This is a genomic window from Variovorax sp. GW822-FHT04E09 (assembly GCF_058800845.1).
The window spans coordinates 32,716-47,329 of sequence record NZ_JBXAMR010000010.1; the positions used below are offsets into that span (position 1 = coordinate 32,716).

Annotated in this window: 14 protein-coding genes; 8 read left to right on the top strand and 6 right to left on the bottom strand. The window is 70.7% G+C overall.

Annotation, left to right across the window (positions count from 1 at the left end; all coding sequences use genetic code 11):
• Positions 1–16 precede the first annotated feature (16 nt).
• The 7 genes from AC1RL8_RS28545 to AC1RL8_RS28575 all read left to right on the top strand — a co-directional run bounded on the left by AC1RL8_RS28545 (position 17) and on the right by AC1RL8_RS28575 (position 6,750).
• Complete coding sequence (locus AC1RL8_RS28545) at positions 17–1,396, top strand: aminotransferase class III-fold pyridoxal phosphate-dependent enzyme (protein WP_492686702.1); 1,380 nt, start codon at positions 17–19, stop codon at positions 1,394–1,396.
• A complete protein-coding gene (locus AC1RL8_RS28550) occupies positions 1,393–2,637 on the top strand; it encodes a Tm-1-like ATP-binding domain-containing protein (protein WP_492686703.1) in 1,245 nt (414 codons plus the stop codon). Before AC1RL8_RS28545 ends, AC1RL8_RS28550 begins: the two co-directional genes overlap by 4 nt.
• The gene (locus AC1RL8_RS28555) at positions 2,634–3,305 is read left to right on the top strand and encodes an HAD-IA family hydrolase (RefSeq protein ID WP_492686704.1); all 672 of its coding nucleotides are present in this window, start codon (positions 2,634–2,636) and stop codon (positions 3,303–3,305) included. Before AC1RL8_RS28550 ends, AC1RL8_RS28555 begins: the two co-directional genes overlap by 4 nt.
• 11 nt (positions 3,306–3,316) lie before the next feature.
• Positions 3,317–4,708, top strand: coding sequence for a transaminase (locus AC1RL8_RS28560; protein WP_492686705.1), 1,392 nt, complete (start codon positions 3,317–3,319; stop codon positions 4,706–4,708).
• Positions 4,705–5,502, top strand: coding sequence for an SDR family oxidoreductase (locus AC1RL8_RS28565; protein WP_492686706.1), 798 nt, complete (start codon positions 4,705–4,707; stop codon positions 5,500–5,502). Before AC1RL8_RS28560 ends, AC1RL8_RS28565 begins: the two co-directional genes overlap by 4 nt.
• A complete protein-coding gene (locus tag AC1RL8_RS28570) occupies positions 5,499–6,269 on the top strand; it encodes an SDR family NAD(P)-dependent oxidoreductase (RefSeq protein WP_492686707.1) in 771 nt (256 codons plus the stop codon). The genes AC1RL8_RS28565 and AC1RL8_RS28570 overlap by 4 nt, the downstream gene beginning before the upstream one ends.
• 61 nt (positions 6,270–6,330) lie before the next feature.
• Entirely contained in the window at positions 6,331–6,750 is a 420-nt protein-coding gene (locus tag AC1RL8_RS28575; protein WP_062479768.1) for a hypothetical protein, read from the top strand.
• A gap of 19 nt (positions 6,751–6,769) precedes the next feature.
• Here the strand turns inward: AC1RL8_RS28575 and AC1RL8_RS28580 are convergent, their stop codons facing one another.
• Complete coding sequence (locus tag AC1RL8_RS28580) at positions 6,770–7,921, bottom strand: ABC transporter substrate-binding protein (RefSeq protein WP_492686708.1); 1,152 nt, start codon at positions 7,919–7,921, stop codon at positions 6,770–6,772.
• A 71-nt stretch (positions 7,922–7,992) separates the two neighbouring features.
• A complete protein-coding gene (locus tag AC1RL8_RS28585) occupies positions 7,993–9,483 on the bottom strand; it encodes a DHA2 family efflux MFS transporter permease subunit (RefSeq protein WP_492686709.1) in 1,491 nt (496 codons plus the stop codon).
• A 139-nt stretch (positions 9,484–9,622) separates the two neighbouring features.
• Here AC1RL8_RS28585 and AC1RL8_RS28590 point away from each other — a divergent pair, with 139 nt between their 5' ends.
• Entirely contained in the window at positions 9,623–10,972 is a 1,350-nt protein-coding gene (locus AC1RL8_RS28590) for a zinc-binding metallopeptidase family protein (protein ID WP_492686710.1), read from the top strand.
• Here the strand turns inward: AC1RL8_RS28590 and AC1RL8_RS28595 are convergent.
• From AC1RL8_RS28595 to AC1RL8_RS28610, 4 genes are read right to left on the bottom strand one after another with little or no spacing between them, the layout of a single operon-like run.
• Positions 10,963–11,181, bottom strand: a complete 219-nt coding sequence (locus AC1RL8_RS28595) for a cysteine-rich CWC family protein (RefSeq protein ID WP_070063714.1) — start codon at positions 11,179–11,181, stop codon at positions 10,963–10,965. The two genes, AC1RL8_RS28590 and AC1RL8_RS28595, sit on opposite strands and share 10 nt — an antisense overlap.
• Positions 11,178–12,434, bottom strand: coding sequence for a 6-phosphofructokinase (locus AC1RL8_RS28600; protein ID WP_492686711.1), 1,257 nt, complete (start codon positions 12,432–12,434; stop codon positions 11,178–11,180). The genes AC1RL8_RS28595 and AC1RL8_RS28600 overlap by 4 nt, the downstream gene beginning before the upstream one ends.
• A gap of 58 nt (positions 12,435–12,492) precedes the next feature.
• A complete protein-coding gene (locus AC1RL8_RS28605) occupies positions 12,493–13,650 on the bottom strand; it encodes an acyl-CoA dehydrogenase family protein (RefSeq protein WP_492686712.1) in 1,158 nt (385 codons plus the stop codon).
• Positions 13,651–13,657: 7 nt separating this feature from the next.
• Positions 13,658–14,479 carry an enoyl-CoA hydratase-related protein gene (locus tag AC1RL8_RS28610; RefSeq protein ID WP_056584360.1) on the bottom strand — a complete coding sequence of 274 codons (822 nt, stop codon included), beginning with the start codon at positions 14,477–14,479 and terminating at the stop codon, positions 13,658–13,660.
• Positions 14,480–14,614 lie beyond the last annotated feature (135 nt).

Genomic DNA, 14,614 nt, shown 5'->3' on the forward strand with positions numbered 1-14,614 from the left:
ACTTCCGGAGACCTGCATGACAACGACCGATGCCGCCGCCGTGGCGGCGCTCAAGCAAGACAACGCCCAGTACCTGTGGCACCCCATGGCGCATCCGCAGGCCATGCTCAAGACCAAGCCCGACATCATTGCGCGCGGCCAGGGCTGCTGGATCTGGGACGTCGACGGCCACAAGATGCTCGACGGCGTCGGCGGCCTGTGGGCCGCGAACCTGGGTCACAGCAACCAGCCGGTGCGCGACGCCATCGTGGCGCAGCTGGACGAGCTGCCCTTCTACAACGTGTTCCGCGGCACCACGCACCCGCGCGCCATCGAGCTGTCGGCGCGCCTGGTCAAGACCATGGAACCCGACGGCGTGGCCGCCGTGTTCTTCAGCAACGGCGGCTCCGACGCGGTCGAGGGCGCGCTCAAGCTCGCGCGCCAGTACTGGAAGCTCAAGGGCCAGGCCGACCGCTTCAAGTTCATCGCGCTGCGCCAGGGCTACCACGGCGTGCACTTCGGCGGCATGAGCGTGAACGGCAACCTGAACTTCCGCCGCGCCTACGAGCCGCTGCTGCCGGGTTGCTTCCATGTCGACACGCCGTGGCTGTACCGCAACCCCTACACGCAGGACCCGGAAGAACTCGGCGAGATCTGCGCCACGCAGCTGGAGCGCGAGATCCAGTTCCAGGGCCCCGACACCGTGGCCGCCTTCATCGCCGAGCCGATCCAGGGCGCGGGCGGCGTGATCGTGCCGCCGCCCAACTACTGGCCGCGCGTGCGCGAGATCTGCGACAAGTACGGCGTGCTGCTCATCGCCGACGAGGTCGTCACCGGCTTCGGGCGCGGCGGCGCGATGTTCGGCACGCGGCTGTGGAACGTGAAGGCCGACCTGTGGTGCCTGGCCAAGGGCATCTCGTCGGGCTACGTGCCGCTGGGCGCCACCGCCATCGGCAGCAAGGTGGCCGAGGTCTTCCTCAACGACCCCACGGGCCAGGCCGCGGTGGGCCACGGCTACACCTACAGCGCGCACCCGGTGGCCGCAGCCGCCGCGCTCGCCACGCTGGACCAGATCGAGGCGCTCGACGTGCCCGGCAACGCGGCGCGCGTGGGCGCGCATTTCCAGGCGCGCGTGCGGCCCTTCGTCGACAAGTTCAGCTTCGTCGGCGACGTGCGCGGCATGGGCCTCATGCTGGGCATCGAGATGGTGGCCGACAAGGCCACGCGCGCCACGCTGCCGCGCGGCAACCCGATCGCCGCCAAGGTGGCGCAGGCGGCCTACCAGCGCGGGCTGATGGTGCGCATCTCGGGGCCGAACCTCATCCTCTCGCCGCCGCTGGTCATCACGCGCGAGGAGGTGGACTTCATGGTCGATGCGCTCGAAGGCGCGTTCGCCGACGTGGAAGCGACGCTGTGAGTGCATCGCCCACGATCCTGTTGATCGGCACCGCCGACACCAAGAGCGCCGAGCTGCTGTTCATGCGCGAATGCATCGAGGCCGGCGGCGGCCGTGTCGTCGTGATGGACGTGGGCGTGCTCGACGGCGCGCCCTTCACGCCCGACATTCCCAACACCGAAGTGGCCGCGGCCGCCGGCAAGACCGTGGCCGAGGTGGCGCACAGCGGCGACGAGAACAGCGCCATGACATTGATGGCACGCGGCGCCGCGAAGCTCGCCGCGCGCTGGCAGGCCGAGGGCCGCATCGACGGCCTGCTCGCGCTGGGCGGCACCATGGGCACCGACCTGGCGCTCGACGTGGCGCAGGCGCTGCCGCTGGGCGTGCCGAAGGTGCTGGTGTCGACCATCGCCTACTCGCACCTGCTGCCGCCCGAGCGCATCCCGCCCGACCTCATCATGGTGCTGTGGGCCGGCGGTCTCTACGGCCTCAACAGTCTGTGCCGCTCGGCCTTGAGCCAGGCCGCGGGCGCGGTGCTCGGCGCCTGCCGCCAGGCCTGCGTGCCGGCCTTCGAGAAGCCGCTGGTGGGCATGACCTCGCTGGGCTCCAGCGCGCTCACCTACATGAAGACGCTCAAGCCCGCGCTCGAGGCGCGCGGCTACGAGGTCGCCGTGTTCCACACCACCGGCATGGGCGGTCGCGCCTTCGAGGCACTGGCCGCCGAAGGCCGCTTCTGCGCGGTGATGGACTTCAGCCTGCAGGAGCTGGCCAACCAGCTCGGCGGCTCGTGCGTGACGGCCGGGCCTGATCGCCTGCTCGGTGCGGGCCGCGCGGGCACGCCGCAGATCGTCGCGCCCGGCGCCATCGACATGCTCGACTACCCGGCCTGGCAGTCCACGCCCGAAGGCCTGGAAGGGCGGCCCACGCACATCCACAACCGGCTGCTGGCCTCGGCGCTCAGTGCGCCCGCGTTCCGCCGTGGCGTGGCCGCCGAGATCGCGCGCCGCCTCGCGCGCGCCGAGGGTGCCACCTGCCTGCTGATGCCGCTGCAGGGCATCGAAGGATGGGACCGCCCCGGCGAGCCGCTGCACGACCCCGAAGGCCTCGCGGCCTTCACCGAGGCACTGCGCGGCAGCGTGGACCCGGCGCGGTTCGTCGAGCTCGATGCGCACATCAACGACGGCGCCTTCTGCGACGCCGCATTGCGCGTGTTCGACGCCTGGGTGGCCGACGGCACCGTGCCCGCTGGGAGGCTCGCATGAGCCCCGCCGCACAAGCCCTCGTGCTCGACTTCGGCGGCGTCATCAGCCGCACGCTGTTCGAGACCCACGCACTCACCGAAGAGGCGCTGTCGCTGCCGCACGGCACATTGACCTGGCGCGGCCCCTTCGACCTCGCGAGCGATCCGCTGTGGCGCGACATGCAGGCCGACAAGCTCTCGGAGCGCGACTACTGGATGGCGCGCACGCGCGAAGTGGGCGCGCTGGTCGGTGAACGCTGGGACCGCATGGAGACCTTCGTGCAGCGCGCACGCGGCGCCGACCCCGAGGCCGCCATCCGCCCCGAGGCGCTCGCGGCCATCGAGGCGGCGCGGCGCGCCGGCTGCCGGCTCGCCATCCTGTCGAACGAGCTCGACCTGTTCTATGGCGCGGGCTTTCGCCAGCGCCTGCCCTTCATGAGCGCCTTCGACGTGGTGGTGGACGCCACGCACACCGGCATCCTCAAGCCCGATGCGCGCGCCTACCAGCAGTGCCTGGACCAGCTCGGCCTGCCCGCCGACGCCTGCGTGTTCGTCGACGACCAGCTGCGCAACATCGCCGGCGCGCAGCGCGTGGGCCTGCGCACCGTGCACTTCGACGTGATGCATCCGGGCGCGAGCTACGCGCAGGCGCTGTCGATGCTGGGCGTTTCTCCTTCTTCTTCCATTTGACCGAGTTTGCGATGACCCCGACCTTCGAACCCACCGTGCCGCGCGAGCGCGTGCAGGCCCTGATGCAGGCCGAACAGGCGCGCTATGCGCGCACCCACGCGCGCAGCGGCGAACGCTTTGCGCAGGGCCAGCAGGCCTGGCTCTACGGCGCGCCCTCGCACTGGATGCGCCGCTGGATCGGCGGCTGGCCGCTGTACGTGCAGGACGCGCAGCTGCCCTACGGCGCGCGCTTTGTCGACGTGGACGGCAATGGCTACGCCGACTTCTGCCTGGGCGACACCGGCGGCATGTGCGGCCACGGCCACCCGGCGGTGGTCGAGGCGCTGGCGCGGCAGGCGCGCGTGGGCAGCTCGCTGATGCTGCCGACCGACGATGCGGCCTGGGTCGGCGAAGAGCTGTCGCGCCGCTTCGGCCTGCCGTACTGGAACCTCACGACCTCGGCCTCGGACGCCAACCGCGCCTGCATCCGCCTGGCGCGCATGGTCACGGGACGGCCGCGCGTGCTGGTGTTCTCGGGCTGTTACCACGGCTCGGTGGAAGAGGCGCATGTGGAGCTGCGCGACGGCGCCGTCGCGATGCGCAACGATATCCACCCCAACGGCTTTCCGCACGACCAGCTGTCGGCCGTGGTCGAGTTCAACGACGTGCCCGCGCTGGAGCGCGCGCTGCGCGCCGGCGACGTGGCCTGCGTGCTGGCCGAGCCGGCCATGACCAACTACGGAATGATCGCGCCCGCGCCCGGCTTTCACGACGCGCTGCGCCGCCTCACGCGCGAGACCGGCACGCTGCTCGTCATCGACGAGACACACACCATCTCGAGCGGGCCGGGCGGCTACACGCGACAGCACGGCCTCGACCCCGACATGTTCGTGATCGGCAAGGCCATTGCCGGCGGCATTCCCGCCGCCGCCTTCGGGCTGAGTGCCGAGACCGCCGAGCGCGTCTGGCAGGTGCTGCCCAAGCTGCACCCGACCAAGCGCCAGTCGGCGCACGCCGGCTTCGGCGGCACGCTCGCGGGCAACGCGCTCACCGTGGCCGTGATGCGCGCGGTGCTCTCGCAGGTGCTCACGCCCGAGGCCTTCGATCGCATGCTGGTGCTGGCGCAACGCCTGGCCGAAGGCGTCAACGCCAGCATCGCCGCGGCGGGATTGCCTTGGCATGCGACGCAGGTCGGTGCGCGCGTGGAGACGCTCTTCTGTGCCGACGCGCCGCGCAACGCGAGCGACGTGCGCCGCACGCGCGACGGCGAGCTCGAAGCGCTGCTGCACCTGTACATGATGAACCGCGGCGTGCTCATCACGCCCTTCCACAACATGATGCTGTGCTGCCCCGGCACCACCGAGCGCGAGGTCGACGAGCACAACGCGGCCTTCGCCGAGTTCGTGCGGGAGTGCAAGGGATGAGCACGCCCGATCTCTTCGGCCTGCAGGGCAAGGTGGCGCTGATCACCGGTGGCGGGCGCGGCATCGGCGCGGCCATCGCGCAGGTGTTCGCCGAAGCGGGCGCCTCGGTGCTCATCGCCAACCGCACCGGCAGTGCGGGCGAGGCCGTGGCGGCCGAGCTGCGCGCACGCGGCTTCGCGGCGCAAGCGCTGGCCTGCGACATCGGCCGGCGCGACGAGGCCGAGCGCGCGGTGGCCGAGGCCGTGCGCGTGTTCGGCGCGCTCGACATCGTGGTCCACAACGCGGCCGTCAACCCCTGGGCCGCCATCGACGCGATGACCGACGAGCAGTTGGAGCACACGCTGGCCGTCAACCTCAAGGCCTGCTTCTGGCTCACGCAGGCTTCTGTGCCGCACCTGCGTGCGCGCGGCGGCGGGCGGCTGCTCGTCACCTCGTCGGTGACCGGGCCGCGCGTGGCCATGCCGGGCAGCGCGCACTACGCGGCCAGCAAGTCCGGCGTGAACGGCTTCATCCGCACCGCAGCGCTGGAGTACGCGCGCGAGGGCATCACCGTGAACGGCGTGGAGCCGGGCTACATCGCCAAGCAGGGCGGCTCGCTGCTGTCCGACCCGGCGAAGGCCGCGCGCATCGCGCGCCACATCCCGGCCGGCGAACTGGGGCGGCCTGAAGACATCGCCTACGCGATGCGCTTCCTGGCGAGTCCCGCGGCGCGCTACATCACGGGGCAGACGATCGTGGTCGATGGCGGCTCGACGCTGCCTGAAAGCCCGTTCTTCGCGGAGGCATCGGAATGACCGCGCGCCTGCATGGCAAGGCCTGCCTCGTCGTCGGTGCAGCGACCGGCATCGGCGCCGCCGTGGCCGCGCGCTTCGCGGCCGAGGGCGCGCGCGTCGCGGTGGCCGGCTGGCCGCGTCCGCAGCCGGTGGGCGACGACCCGGCCTTCGACTGCGACGTGACCGACGACGCGGCCGTGCGCGCCACCGTGGCCGCGGTGCAGGCCGCATTCGGGCGCATCGACGTGCTGGTGAACTGCGCCGGCATCGTCCGCAACGACGATGCGGCCGACATCGACGACGGCGACTGGCAGCGGCTGCACGAGGTCAACCTCGGCGGCACCATGCGCTGCCAGCGCGCCGTGCTGCCCGGCATGGTCGCGCAAGGTGGTGGCGCCATCGTCAACATCGCCTCGGTCGCGGCCTTCAACGCCGGCGCCGGCATGGCCAGCTATGCGTCCAGCAAGGCCGGCGTGGTCGCGCTCACGCGCTCGGCTGCGCAGGCCTACGGCCCGCAGGGTGTGCGCGTGAACGCGCTGTGCCCCGGCTGGGTCGACACGCCCATGAGCCGCCAGGAGATGCGCGACCTGGCCGCCGAACGCGGCATCGACGAGGATGCCGCGCGCGCGCAGACGGTGGCGCGCATCGCGCTCGGCCGCATGGCCACGCCCGAAGAGATGGCGGCTGTCTGCCTGTTCCTCGCGAGCGACGAGGCCTCGTTCGTGACCGGCGCGGCGCTGGTGGCCGATGGCGGAGCACGGGTGCCGGCGGCTGCGCGCGCCGTGTAAGCGCCGAGAGACGCCACGCCCGAGCGGGCGTATGCTTGCGCGCCGCGGAGGGTTTTCAAAGATGCTTCCCATCGTCGTTGCGCTCATGGCGACCGTCATCCTGCTGGTCTGGATGGGGTTCTTCATGATGGGCTCGCTGCCCTTGCTCGTGCTCTCGCACGACACGCCGCTGGATTCGCGCTTCATTCGCGGCCTGTTCAACGTCTACTACGTGGCCGTGGTGCTCACCGCGAGCGCGGCGGCGCTCAGCTATGCGTGGTGCGGCAAGCCCTTCTTCGCAGTCGGCATGGCCTTCATCGCCGGCCTGGCCTTCGCGCTGCGCCGCTGGCTCATCATTCCGCGCATGGACCTTCTGCGCCACACGATCCCGGCCACGGACACGTCGATCGTGCAGTTCCGAAAGCTCCACATCGCGGGCATGGTGCTCAACGTGATGCAGCTGGGCACGGTGGCCTGGGCGCTCACGCAGCTGGGGCTGTGAGCGGGGCCGGCCTCTGTCTCTATCGCAGGAAGCGCCCTTCCTTCGTCACCCGCACCATCTCGATGAAGCGCGACCCCGTGTTGCTCGCACCCGTGAAGTCGATCTCCATGTTGCCGATGCGCAGCTTCATCGCCTTCAGCGTGGCGTGCAGCTTCGCGCGCGTGAGGTCGCGGCCGGTGCGGCGCAGGGCCTCGATCATCACGAGCGCGTTCACATAGCCTTCGTAGCTGAGGTAGCCGATGTCGACCTTGGCGCGCTCGGCCAGCTGGCGGAACTCGCGCGCGGTGGCGTCGACCTCGCTCCAGGGGTAGGGCACGATCTGCGAAATGGCCAGGCCGCTGGTCTTGTCGCCCACGAGCTTGGCCGTGACGTCGCCCGGCACGATCGACATGCCGTAGAACATCTGGCGACCGCCGGCGGCCCAGGCGCTCTTCATGACCTCGCCGCCGATGCCGCCGCCCAGGTACATGAGCACGGCCTGCGCCTGGCTGTCGGCCAGCGCCTTGCCCGCAGCCTCGTTGGTCGTGCCGTCGCCCTTCACGGGCACCGCGGCCACGGGCTTGAGCTTGAGCGCGTCGAGCGCCGCCTCGACCAGCCGCGCCACTTCGGCGCCGCCGGGGTTGTCGAGGTAGGCGACCGCGATGCGCGAGACGCCGATGGTGCTCAGGTGCTGCACCAGCGCCTGCGCCTCGCGCGCGAAGGTGGCGCGCACGAAATAGCCTGCGCCCGCGACCTTCTCGCGCGCCGAATCCGACACCGCGTAGCCGCCCACCATCGGCGCGCCGCTCTGCCCCAGCACCTTGGCCGCGGCGGCCGTGGTGCCCGAGCCCACGCAGCCGAAGAAGGCGAAGGCGCGGTGCTCGGCGAGCAGCTTCTCATAGTTGGCGACGGCCTTCTCGGGCTTGAGCTCGTCGTCGAGCGAGATCAGCTTGAGCTTGCGGCCCGCGAGCCCGCCCTGCGCATTGACCGCGTCGAAGGCCAGCCCGGCGCCGGCCATCACGACCTTGATCGGCACGCCCAGCGGCCCGCTCAGGATGCCGGTGTGGCCGAGCACGATCTCGCCGTCGCTGACGCCGTTCTCGGCGGCCAGCGCGGTGGAAGGCAAGGAAAGGAGGGGGCCGAGTCCGGCCGTCGCCGCGGCCGAGGCGGCGAGAAAACGTCTGCGATGCATGGAACCGATTCCGCTTTTAGATACAACTGATAACAATTGAAAGCGAAAGCGAGTCCCCGCGCCGCCGGGGTTTACCCCCTGTGTTGCGCCGTGTCCTCGCCGGGCGGCTCGCGAAGCTGCCAGGCCGCGCAGACGGCCAGCGCGCACAGGCCGGCCAGCATCAGGAACACCTCGTCGAAGGCGGCCAGCCGCGCCGCGGTGCTCACCGGGTTGGCGAGCGAGTCGCCGTGCGCCGCCAGGCGCCATTCGAGAATGATGGCGCACAGGCTCACGCCAACGGCGCCGCCGAGCATGCGCACGAAGCTGATCGCGCTGGCGCCCTGCGGGATGAGCGGCTTGGCCAGCGGGCGCATCGACCCGAGGTTGAGCGAGGGCAGGATGAAGCCCAGCCCGATGCGCCCGACGATCGCGAACACCACCAGCAGCCACAGCGGGCTGTCCAGCCGCAGCACGGCCATGAGCGCGAACGACACCGCCAGCAGCGCCAGGCCGATGCTCACCAGGAGCCAGGTCGGCTGCTTGTCGGCCAGCCGGCCCACGCCCGCGATGGTGAAGGCCAGCACGATGCCGGCCGGCAGCAGGGTGGTGCCCACGTGCGAGGCCGACAGGTGCAGCCCCACCTGCATGTACACGGGCAGCAGGTAGGTCGAGCCGAACAGCGCGGTGCCGTAGATGAAGGCGACCAGGCTGCCCATGGCGAACTGGCGGTAGCGAAAGAGCGCGAGGTTCATGAGCGGCGCGCCGCCCGAGGCCATGAGCCGGCGCTGCCACCAGACGAAGGCGGCAAAGGCGATGAGCGCGCCGGCCAGCAGCAGCGCGGCCTGCAGCGGCGAATCGCCGCGCAGCTCGACCAGCCCGTTCAGCAGGCACAGCGTGCCCACGGTGCCCAGCGCCAGGCCGCGCGCATCGAGCCCGCTGCCGCGCGTCGCGGCCACGCCGCCGGGCGCGGTCTTGGGCACGAACCTGTAGGCCAGCCAGATCGAGGCCAGGCAGAAGGGCACCACCATGAAGAAGATCGAGCGCCAGCCGAACAGGTCGACCAGCACGCCGCCGATGCTCGGCCCGATGGCCGGCGCCAGCACCACGCCCATGCCGAAGATGCCGCTGGCGCGCCCCTGCTCGTGCGGCTCGAAGGCGCGCAGGATGATGATGGCCGGAATGGGCTGCACCACGCCCGCCGCCAGCCCCTCGGCCACGCGCGCCAGCAGCACCAGCGGGTAGTGGTTGGCCAGCCCGCCGACGATGCCGCCGGCCAGCAGCAACAGCATGGTGCCGACGTAGGTGCGCCGGTAGCCGTAGCGCGACAGCAGCCACGGCGTGGTGAGCATCGACACCGTCATGGCCACCATGAAGCCCGAGCTGACCCACTGCGCGCGCTCCTGGCCCAGCGCGAAGTGGTGGCTCATGTCGGGGATCGCCACGTTGACGATGGTCGAGGACATGATGGACGCCATCGTGCCGACCATGACCGACAGCAGCAGGTACCAGCGGTAGCGCTCGCCGTAGCGGGCGCGCAGGACACCCATGGAGGGCGGCGTGTCAGGGGTTTTGGGGGAGGTCATGGGGCGGCGCAGGGACGGTCGCGGGTCCGTCGTCCTACAAGCATATCGGTGTTTGCGGCGTCGACCGCGCGCGGGCCGGTCGCACAATGCGGCGGCTGTCCCCTGTGCGTCAAGTCGTCATCAAAAGAACAAACAAGCCATGAACCCGTCGATTCAAGAACCCGTCAATGAACCGGCCGACCCCGCCGTGCCCGACGCCGCTCCCACGCTCGCGGCCGAACTCGCCGCCCCCACCGTCAGCCGCGCCTACCGCTGCCAGTGCGGGCGCCCCGTGTTCCTGCGCAACAGCGAGTGCCTGGCCTGCCACACGCCGCTGGGCTACGTGATCGACCGGCTCGGCGTGGTGCCGCTGGCGCCGGCCGAAGGCGAGGGCGCGCTGCCCGACACCTTCACCGTCTTCGGCGACCCGCACGGCGCCACCTACCGCCGCTGCGCCAACCTCATGACGCCGGCCGCCTGCAACTGGATGGTGGCGCAGCCGCGCGAGGGCGAGGCCATTCCCGCCGACACGCAGGGCCTGGCGCCCGGCTACTGCCTGGCCTGCAGCGTCACGCGCACCATCCCCGACCTGTCGGTGGAGGCCAACGGCGAACTCTGGCGCAAGCTCGAGATGCCCAAGCGCCGCCTGATCTCGCAGCTGCTCGCGCTCGGCCTGCCGGTGGTGAGCCGCCATGCCGATCCGGTGCACGGGCTGGCCTTCGACTTTCTCAGCAACATGCCGGGCGCCCCGCACGTGATGACGGGCCACGAGCACGGCCTGATCACGCTCAACGCCGAGGAGGCCGAAGACGCCGTGCGCGAGCGCATCCGCGCCGAGATGCACGAGCCCTACCGCACGCTGCTGGGCCACTTCCGCCACGAGATCGGCCACTACTACTGGGACCTGCTGGTGCTGCCCACGCGCTGGATCGACGACTACCGCGCGCTCTTCGGCGACGAGCGCGCCGACTACGGCGCCGCGCTGCAGCAGCACTACGAACAGGGCCCGCCGCCCGACTGGGCGCAGCGCTTCGTCAGCAGCTACGCGAGCATGCACCCGTGGGAAGACTGGGCCGAGACCTGGGCCCACTACCTGCACATGGCCGACACCGCCGACACGGCCATGAGCTTCGGCATCGACGCGAGCAACGTGGAGCTGCAGAACGATTTGTTCACCGCCGCCGACCTGTGGCAGCCCGAGCATCCCGACGCCGCGAAATTCCTGGACTTCATCAACGGCTGGGTGCTGCTGACCAGCATGCTCAACGAGCTGTCGCGCAGCATGGGCCAGCCCGACTACTACCCCTTCGTGCTGCCGCGCGCGGCGGTGGGCAAGCTGCAGTTCATCCACGGCGTGGTCACCGCGCAGCGCAGCGGCACGGCGCCGACGATGGTGACGGCGGGGGATGTGGCGGAAGCTGCGACGGAAGCTGCCGAGCCTGCACAGGGGCAGTCGCAGTCCCAATCACAGTCCCAGTCGCAGTCGCAGGGCGACGTCGCTCAGTCCTGAGGCGGCGGCTTTCCTGCGGCGCAGCGCGCGCAGATGCAGGCCTGGCCGCGCAGCGCCGGCGGCAGCGTGTCGAGCGGGGCCAGCGAAAAATCGGCGGCCATGCACCAGCAGGGCGGCTGCGCCTGCCCGGTCTCGCGCTCGATCTCCATCGCGCAGCGGTTCGCCTCGCCGCACAGCGGACAGCGCGCGGTGTCGATGACCACCGTCATGCGAGCGCGAAGGCCGGCAGCTTCTTCGGCACCGCCACGTTGCGCAGCGTCGCGTACACCGGCAGGCCGTCGCGGTAGGCGGGGTAGTCCTCGCCCGCGATCAGCGGCAGCAGGTAGCGGCGGCACTTCTCGGTGATGCCGTAGCCGTCGTCCGAGATGAAGTCGCGCGGCATCGGCTTCTCGACATTGGCCACCGCTTCGAGCGGCGCCGCGCCCAGCGTGTAGGCATAGGGCACGTCGCTCGTGCGTTCGATGGTCGGCATCACCGCGTTGCGGCCTTCGAGCGCCAGCTCGACCGCGCGCTGGCCCAACTCGTAGGCCTGCTTCACGTCGGTGGCCGAGGCGATGTGGCGTGCCGCGCGCTGCAGGTAGTCGGCCACCGCCCAGTGGAACTTGTGGCCCAGCGCCTCCTTCACCATCTGCGCCACCACCGGCGCCGCGCCGCCCAGCTGCGCATGGCCGAAGGCATCGCGCGCGCCCTGCTCGGCCAGGAAGGTGCCGTCGGGATGGTGGCAGCCTTCGGACACCACCACCGAGCAGTAGCCGTGCTGCTGCACCATGGCATCGACGCGCGCCAGGAAGCGGGCCGCATCGAACTCGATCTCGGGGAACAGCACCACCACCGGAATGCCATGGTCGGCCACCAGCCCGCCGGCCGCGGCGATCCAGCCGGCGTGGCGGCCCATCACCTCGAGCACGAACACCTTCGTGGAGGTGGCGGCCATCGAGCGCACGTCGAACGAGGCTTCGAGCGTGGACACCGCCACGTACTTCGCCACCGAGCCGAAGCCCGGGCAGCAGTCGGTCAGCGGCAGGTCGTTGTCGATGGTCTTGGGCACGTGGATGGCCTGCAGCGGGTAGCCCATCGACTGCGACAGCTGGCTCACCTTGAAGCAGGTGTCGGCCGAGTCGCCGCCGCCGTTGTAGAAGAAGTAGCCGATGCCGTGCGCCTTGAACACCTCGATCAGGCGCTCGTACTCGCGGCGGTTTTTTTCGAGCGACTTGAGCTTGTAGCGGCACGAACCGAACGCGCCCGAGGGCGTGCTGCGCAGCGCCGCAACGGCCTCGGCCGGCTCGGCACTGGTGTCGATCAGGTCCTCGGTGAGCGCGCCGAGGATGCCGTTGCGCCCGGCATAGAGCGTGCCGATGCGGTCCGGGTGCTGGCGCGCCGTCTCGATCACGCCGCAGGCCGAGGCGTTGATGACCGAGGTGACGCCGCCCGACTGGGCGTAGAAGGCGTTGAGGATGGGCATGCGCGGCATTCTCCCGCAGCCCTTTCCATGGCGCCAGTGGTGCCAAATGACGCGTGGGTCAGCGCCCGCCGAGGCCCATCGCGCGCGTGATCACCTCTTTCATGATCTCGTTGGTGCCGCCGTAGATGCGCTGCACGCGCGCGTCGGCGTACGCGCGGGTGATCGGGTACTCCCACATGAAGCCGTAGCCGCCGTGCAGCTGCACGCACTCGTCCATCACCTTGCACTGCAGGTCGCTGGTCCAGTACTTGGCCATGCTCGCGGTGGCGGTGTCGAGCTTCTCGGCCATGAGCAGCTCGATGCACTTGTCGACGAACACCTGCGCCACCTGCACCTCGGTCTGCAGCTCGGCCAGCGTGTAGCGCGTGTTCTGGTAGTTGCCCACGGGCTGGCCGAACACCTTGCGCTCCTTCACGTAGGCCACGGTGTGGTCGATGGCGGCCTGCGACGCCGCCACCGCGCTGATCGCGATCTGCAGCCGCTCCCAGGGCAGCTGCTCCATCAGGCAGACGAAGCCGCGGTTGACCTCGCCCAGCAGCGCCTCGGCGGGCAGGCGCACGTCGTTGAAGAACAGCTCGGACGTGTCCTGCGCCTTCAGGCCCAGCTTCTTCAGGCGCTTGCCCTTCTCGAAGCCCGGCATGCCGCGCTCGACGAGGAACAGGCTCGTGCCCTTCGCGCCCGCGGCCGGGTCGGTCTTGGCGACCACGATCACCAGGTCGGCATGCCAGCCGTTGGTGATGAAGGTCTTGCTGCCGTTGAGCAGGTAGCTGCCGTCGGCCTGGCGGAGGGCGCTGGTCTTCACCGCCTGCAGGTCGCTGCCCGCGCCGGGTTCGCTCATGGCGATGGCGCCGACCATCTCGCCGCTGGCGAGCTTCGGCAGGTAGTGCTGCTTTTGCGCCTCGGTGCCGTAGCGCAGGATGTACGGCGCAACGATCTCGTTGTGCAGGCCGAAGCCGATGCCCGTGAAGCCGCGTGCCCACAGTTCCTCGAACTGGATCACCGAATACAGCAGGTCGGCGCCCGCGCCGCCGTAGGTGTCGGGCAGCGCCATGCACAGGAAGCCGTTCTCGCCGGCCTTGGTCCAGACGGCGCGGTCGACGTAGCCCTGCTCTTCCCAGTCGTCGTGGAAGGGCGCGATCTCCTTGTCCATGAAGCGGCGGAAGCTGTCGCGGAAGGCCTCGTGGTCGGCGGTGAAGAGGGTGCGTTCGATGGTCATGGGGACGTCAGCGGGTTTCGAAAACGGGAGGGCGCTTCTGCAGGAAGGCGCTCACGCCTTCACGGAAGCTGGGGCGGTCGATGAGCGCGCGCTGGCGCTCGCTCTCGTAGTGCAGTTGTTCCTTCAGCGTGTGGTGCTCCGAGGCGTCGAAGGCCTCGCGCGCTTCGAGCACCGCGTGCGCCGGCAGGCGCGCCAGGCGCTGCGCGATGGCGCGGGCCTCGTCCATCAGTTGCTCGTCGTCGGCGCAGGCCCAGATCAGGCCCCACTGGACGGCGCGCCCGGCGCTCAGGCGCTCGTCCAGCAGCGCCATGCCCATCGCGCGCGCACGGCCGGCGCGGCGCGGGATGGCCCAGGTGCAGCCCAGGTCGGGCACGATGCCGAGCTTGGGCAGGAAGGGCAGGTAGAAGTAGGCGCTGCGCGCCGCGATGGTCACGTCGGCCGCGAGCGCCAGGCCTACGCCCGCACCGGCCGCCGGGCCGTTGACCGCTGCCACCACCGGCACCGGCAGCGTGCGCAGCGTCTCGATGAGCGGGTTGCTGAGCTTCTGCATCCACTCGGCGGTCTGGTCGCCGAGCGTCTGGCCGGGTTCGCCGGGCGGCGCCATCGCGCTCAGGTCGGCGCCCACGCAGAAGGCCTTGCCGGCGCCCGTGAGGATCACGGCGCGCACCGTGCGGTCGTCGCGGATGCGCTCGAGCGCGTCGCGCAGTTCGACCTGCAGGTCTTTCGCGATCGGGTTCAGCTTGTGCGGCAGGTTCAGCGTGAGCGTGGCGATGCCGTCGGCCTGCTCGCACAGGATGCAGGGTTGGGGTGTGGGTTGCGGCGCGGTCATGCGAGCGCTGCGCCGGAAGTGGTGGTCATGGGCGTGTCCCTTTCAAGGCCAAGAAGGAAAACGGACGCCCAAAGCAAAAAGCCGCCTGTCGTCACGGCGGCGCGCGGTGCTGCTCCCTGCGGGGGCGGTCCATGG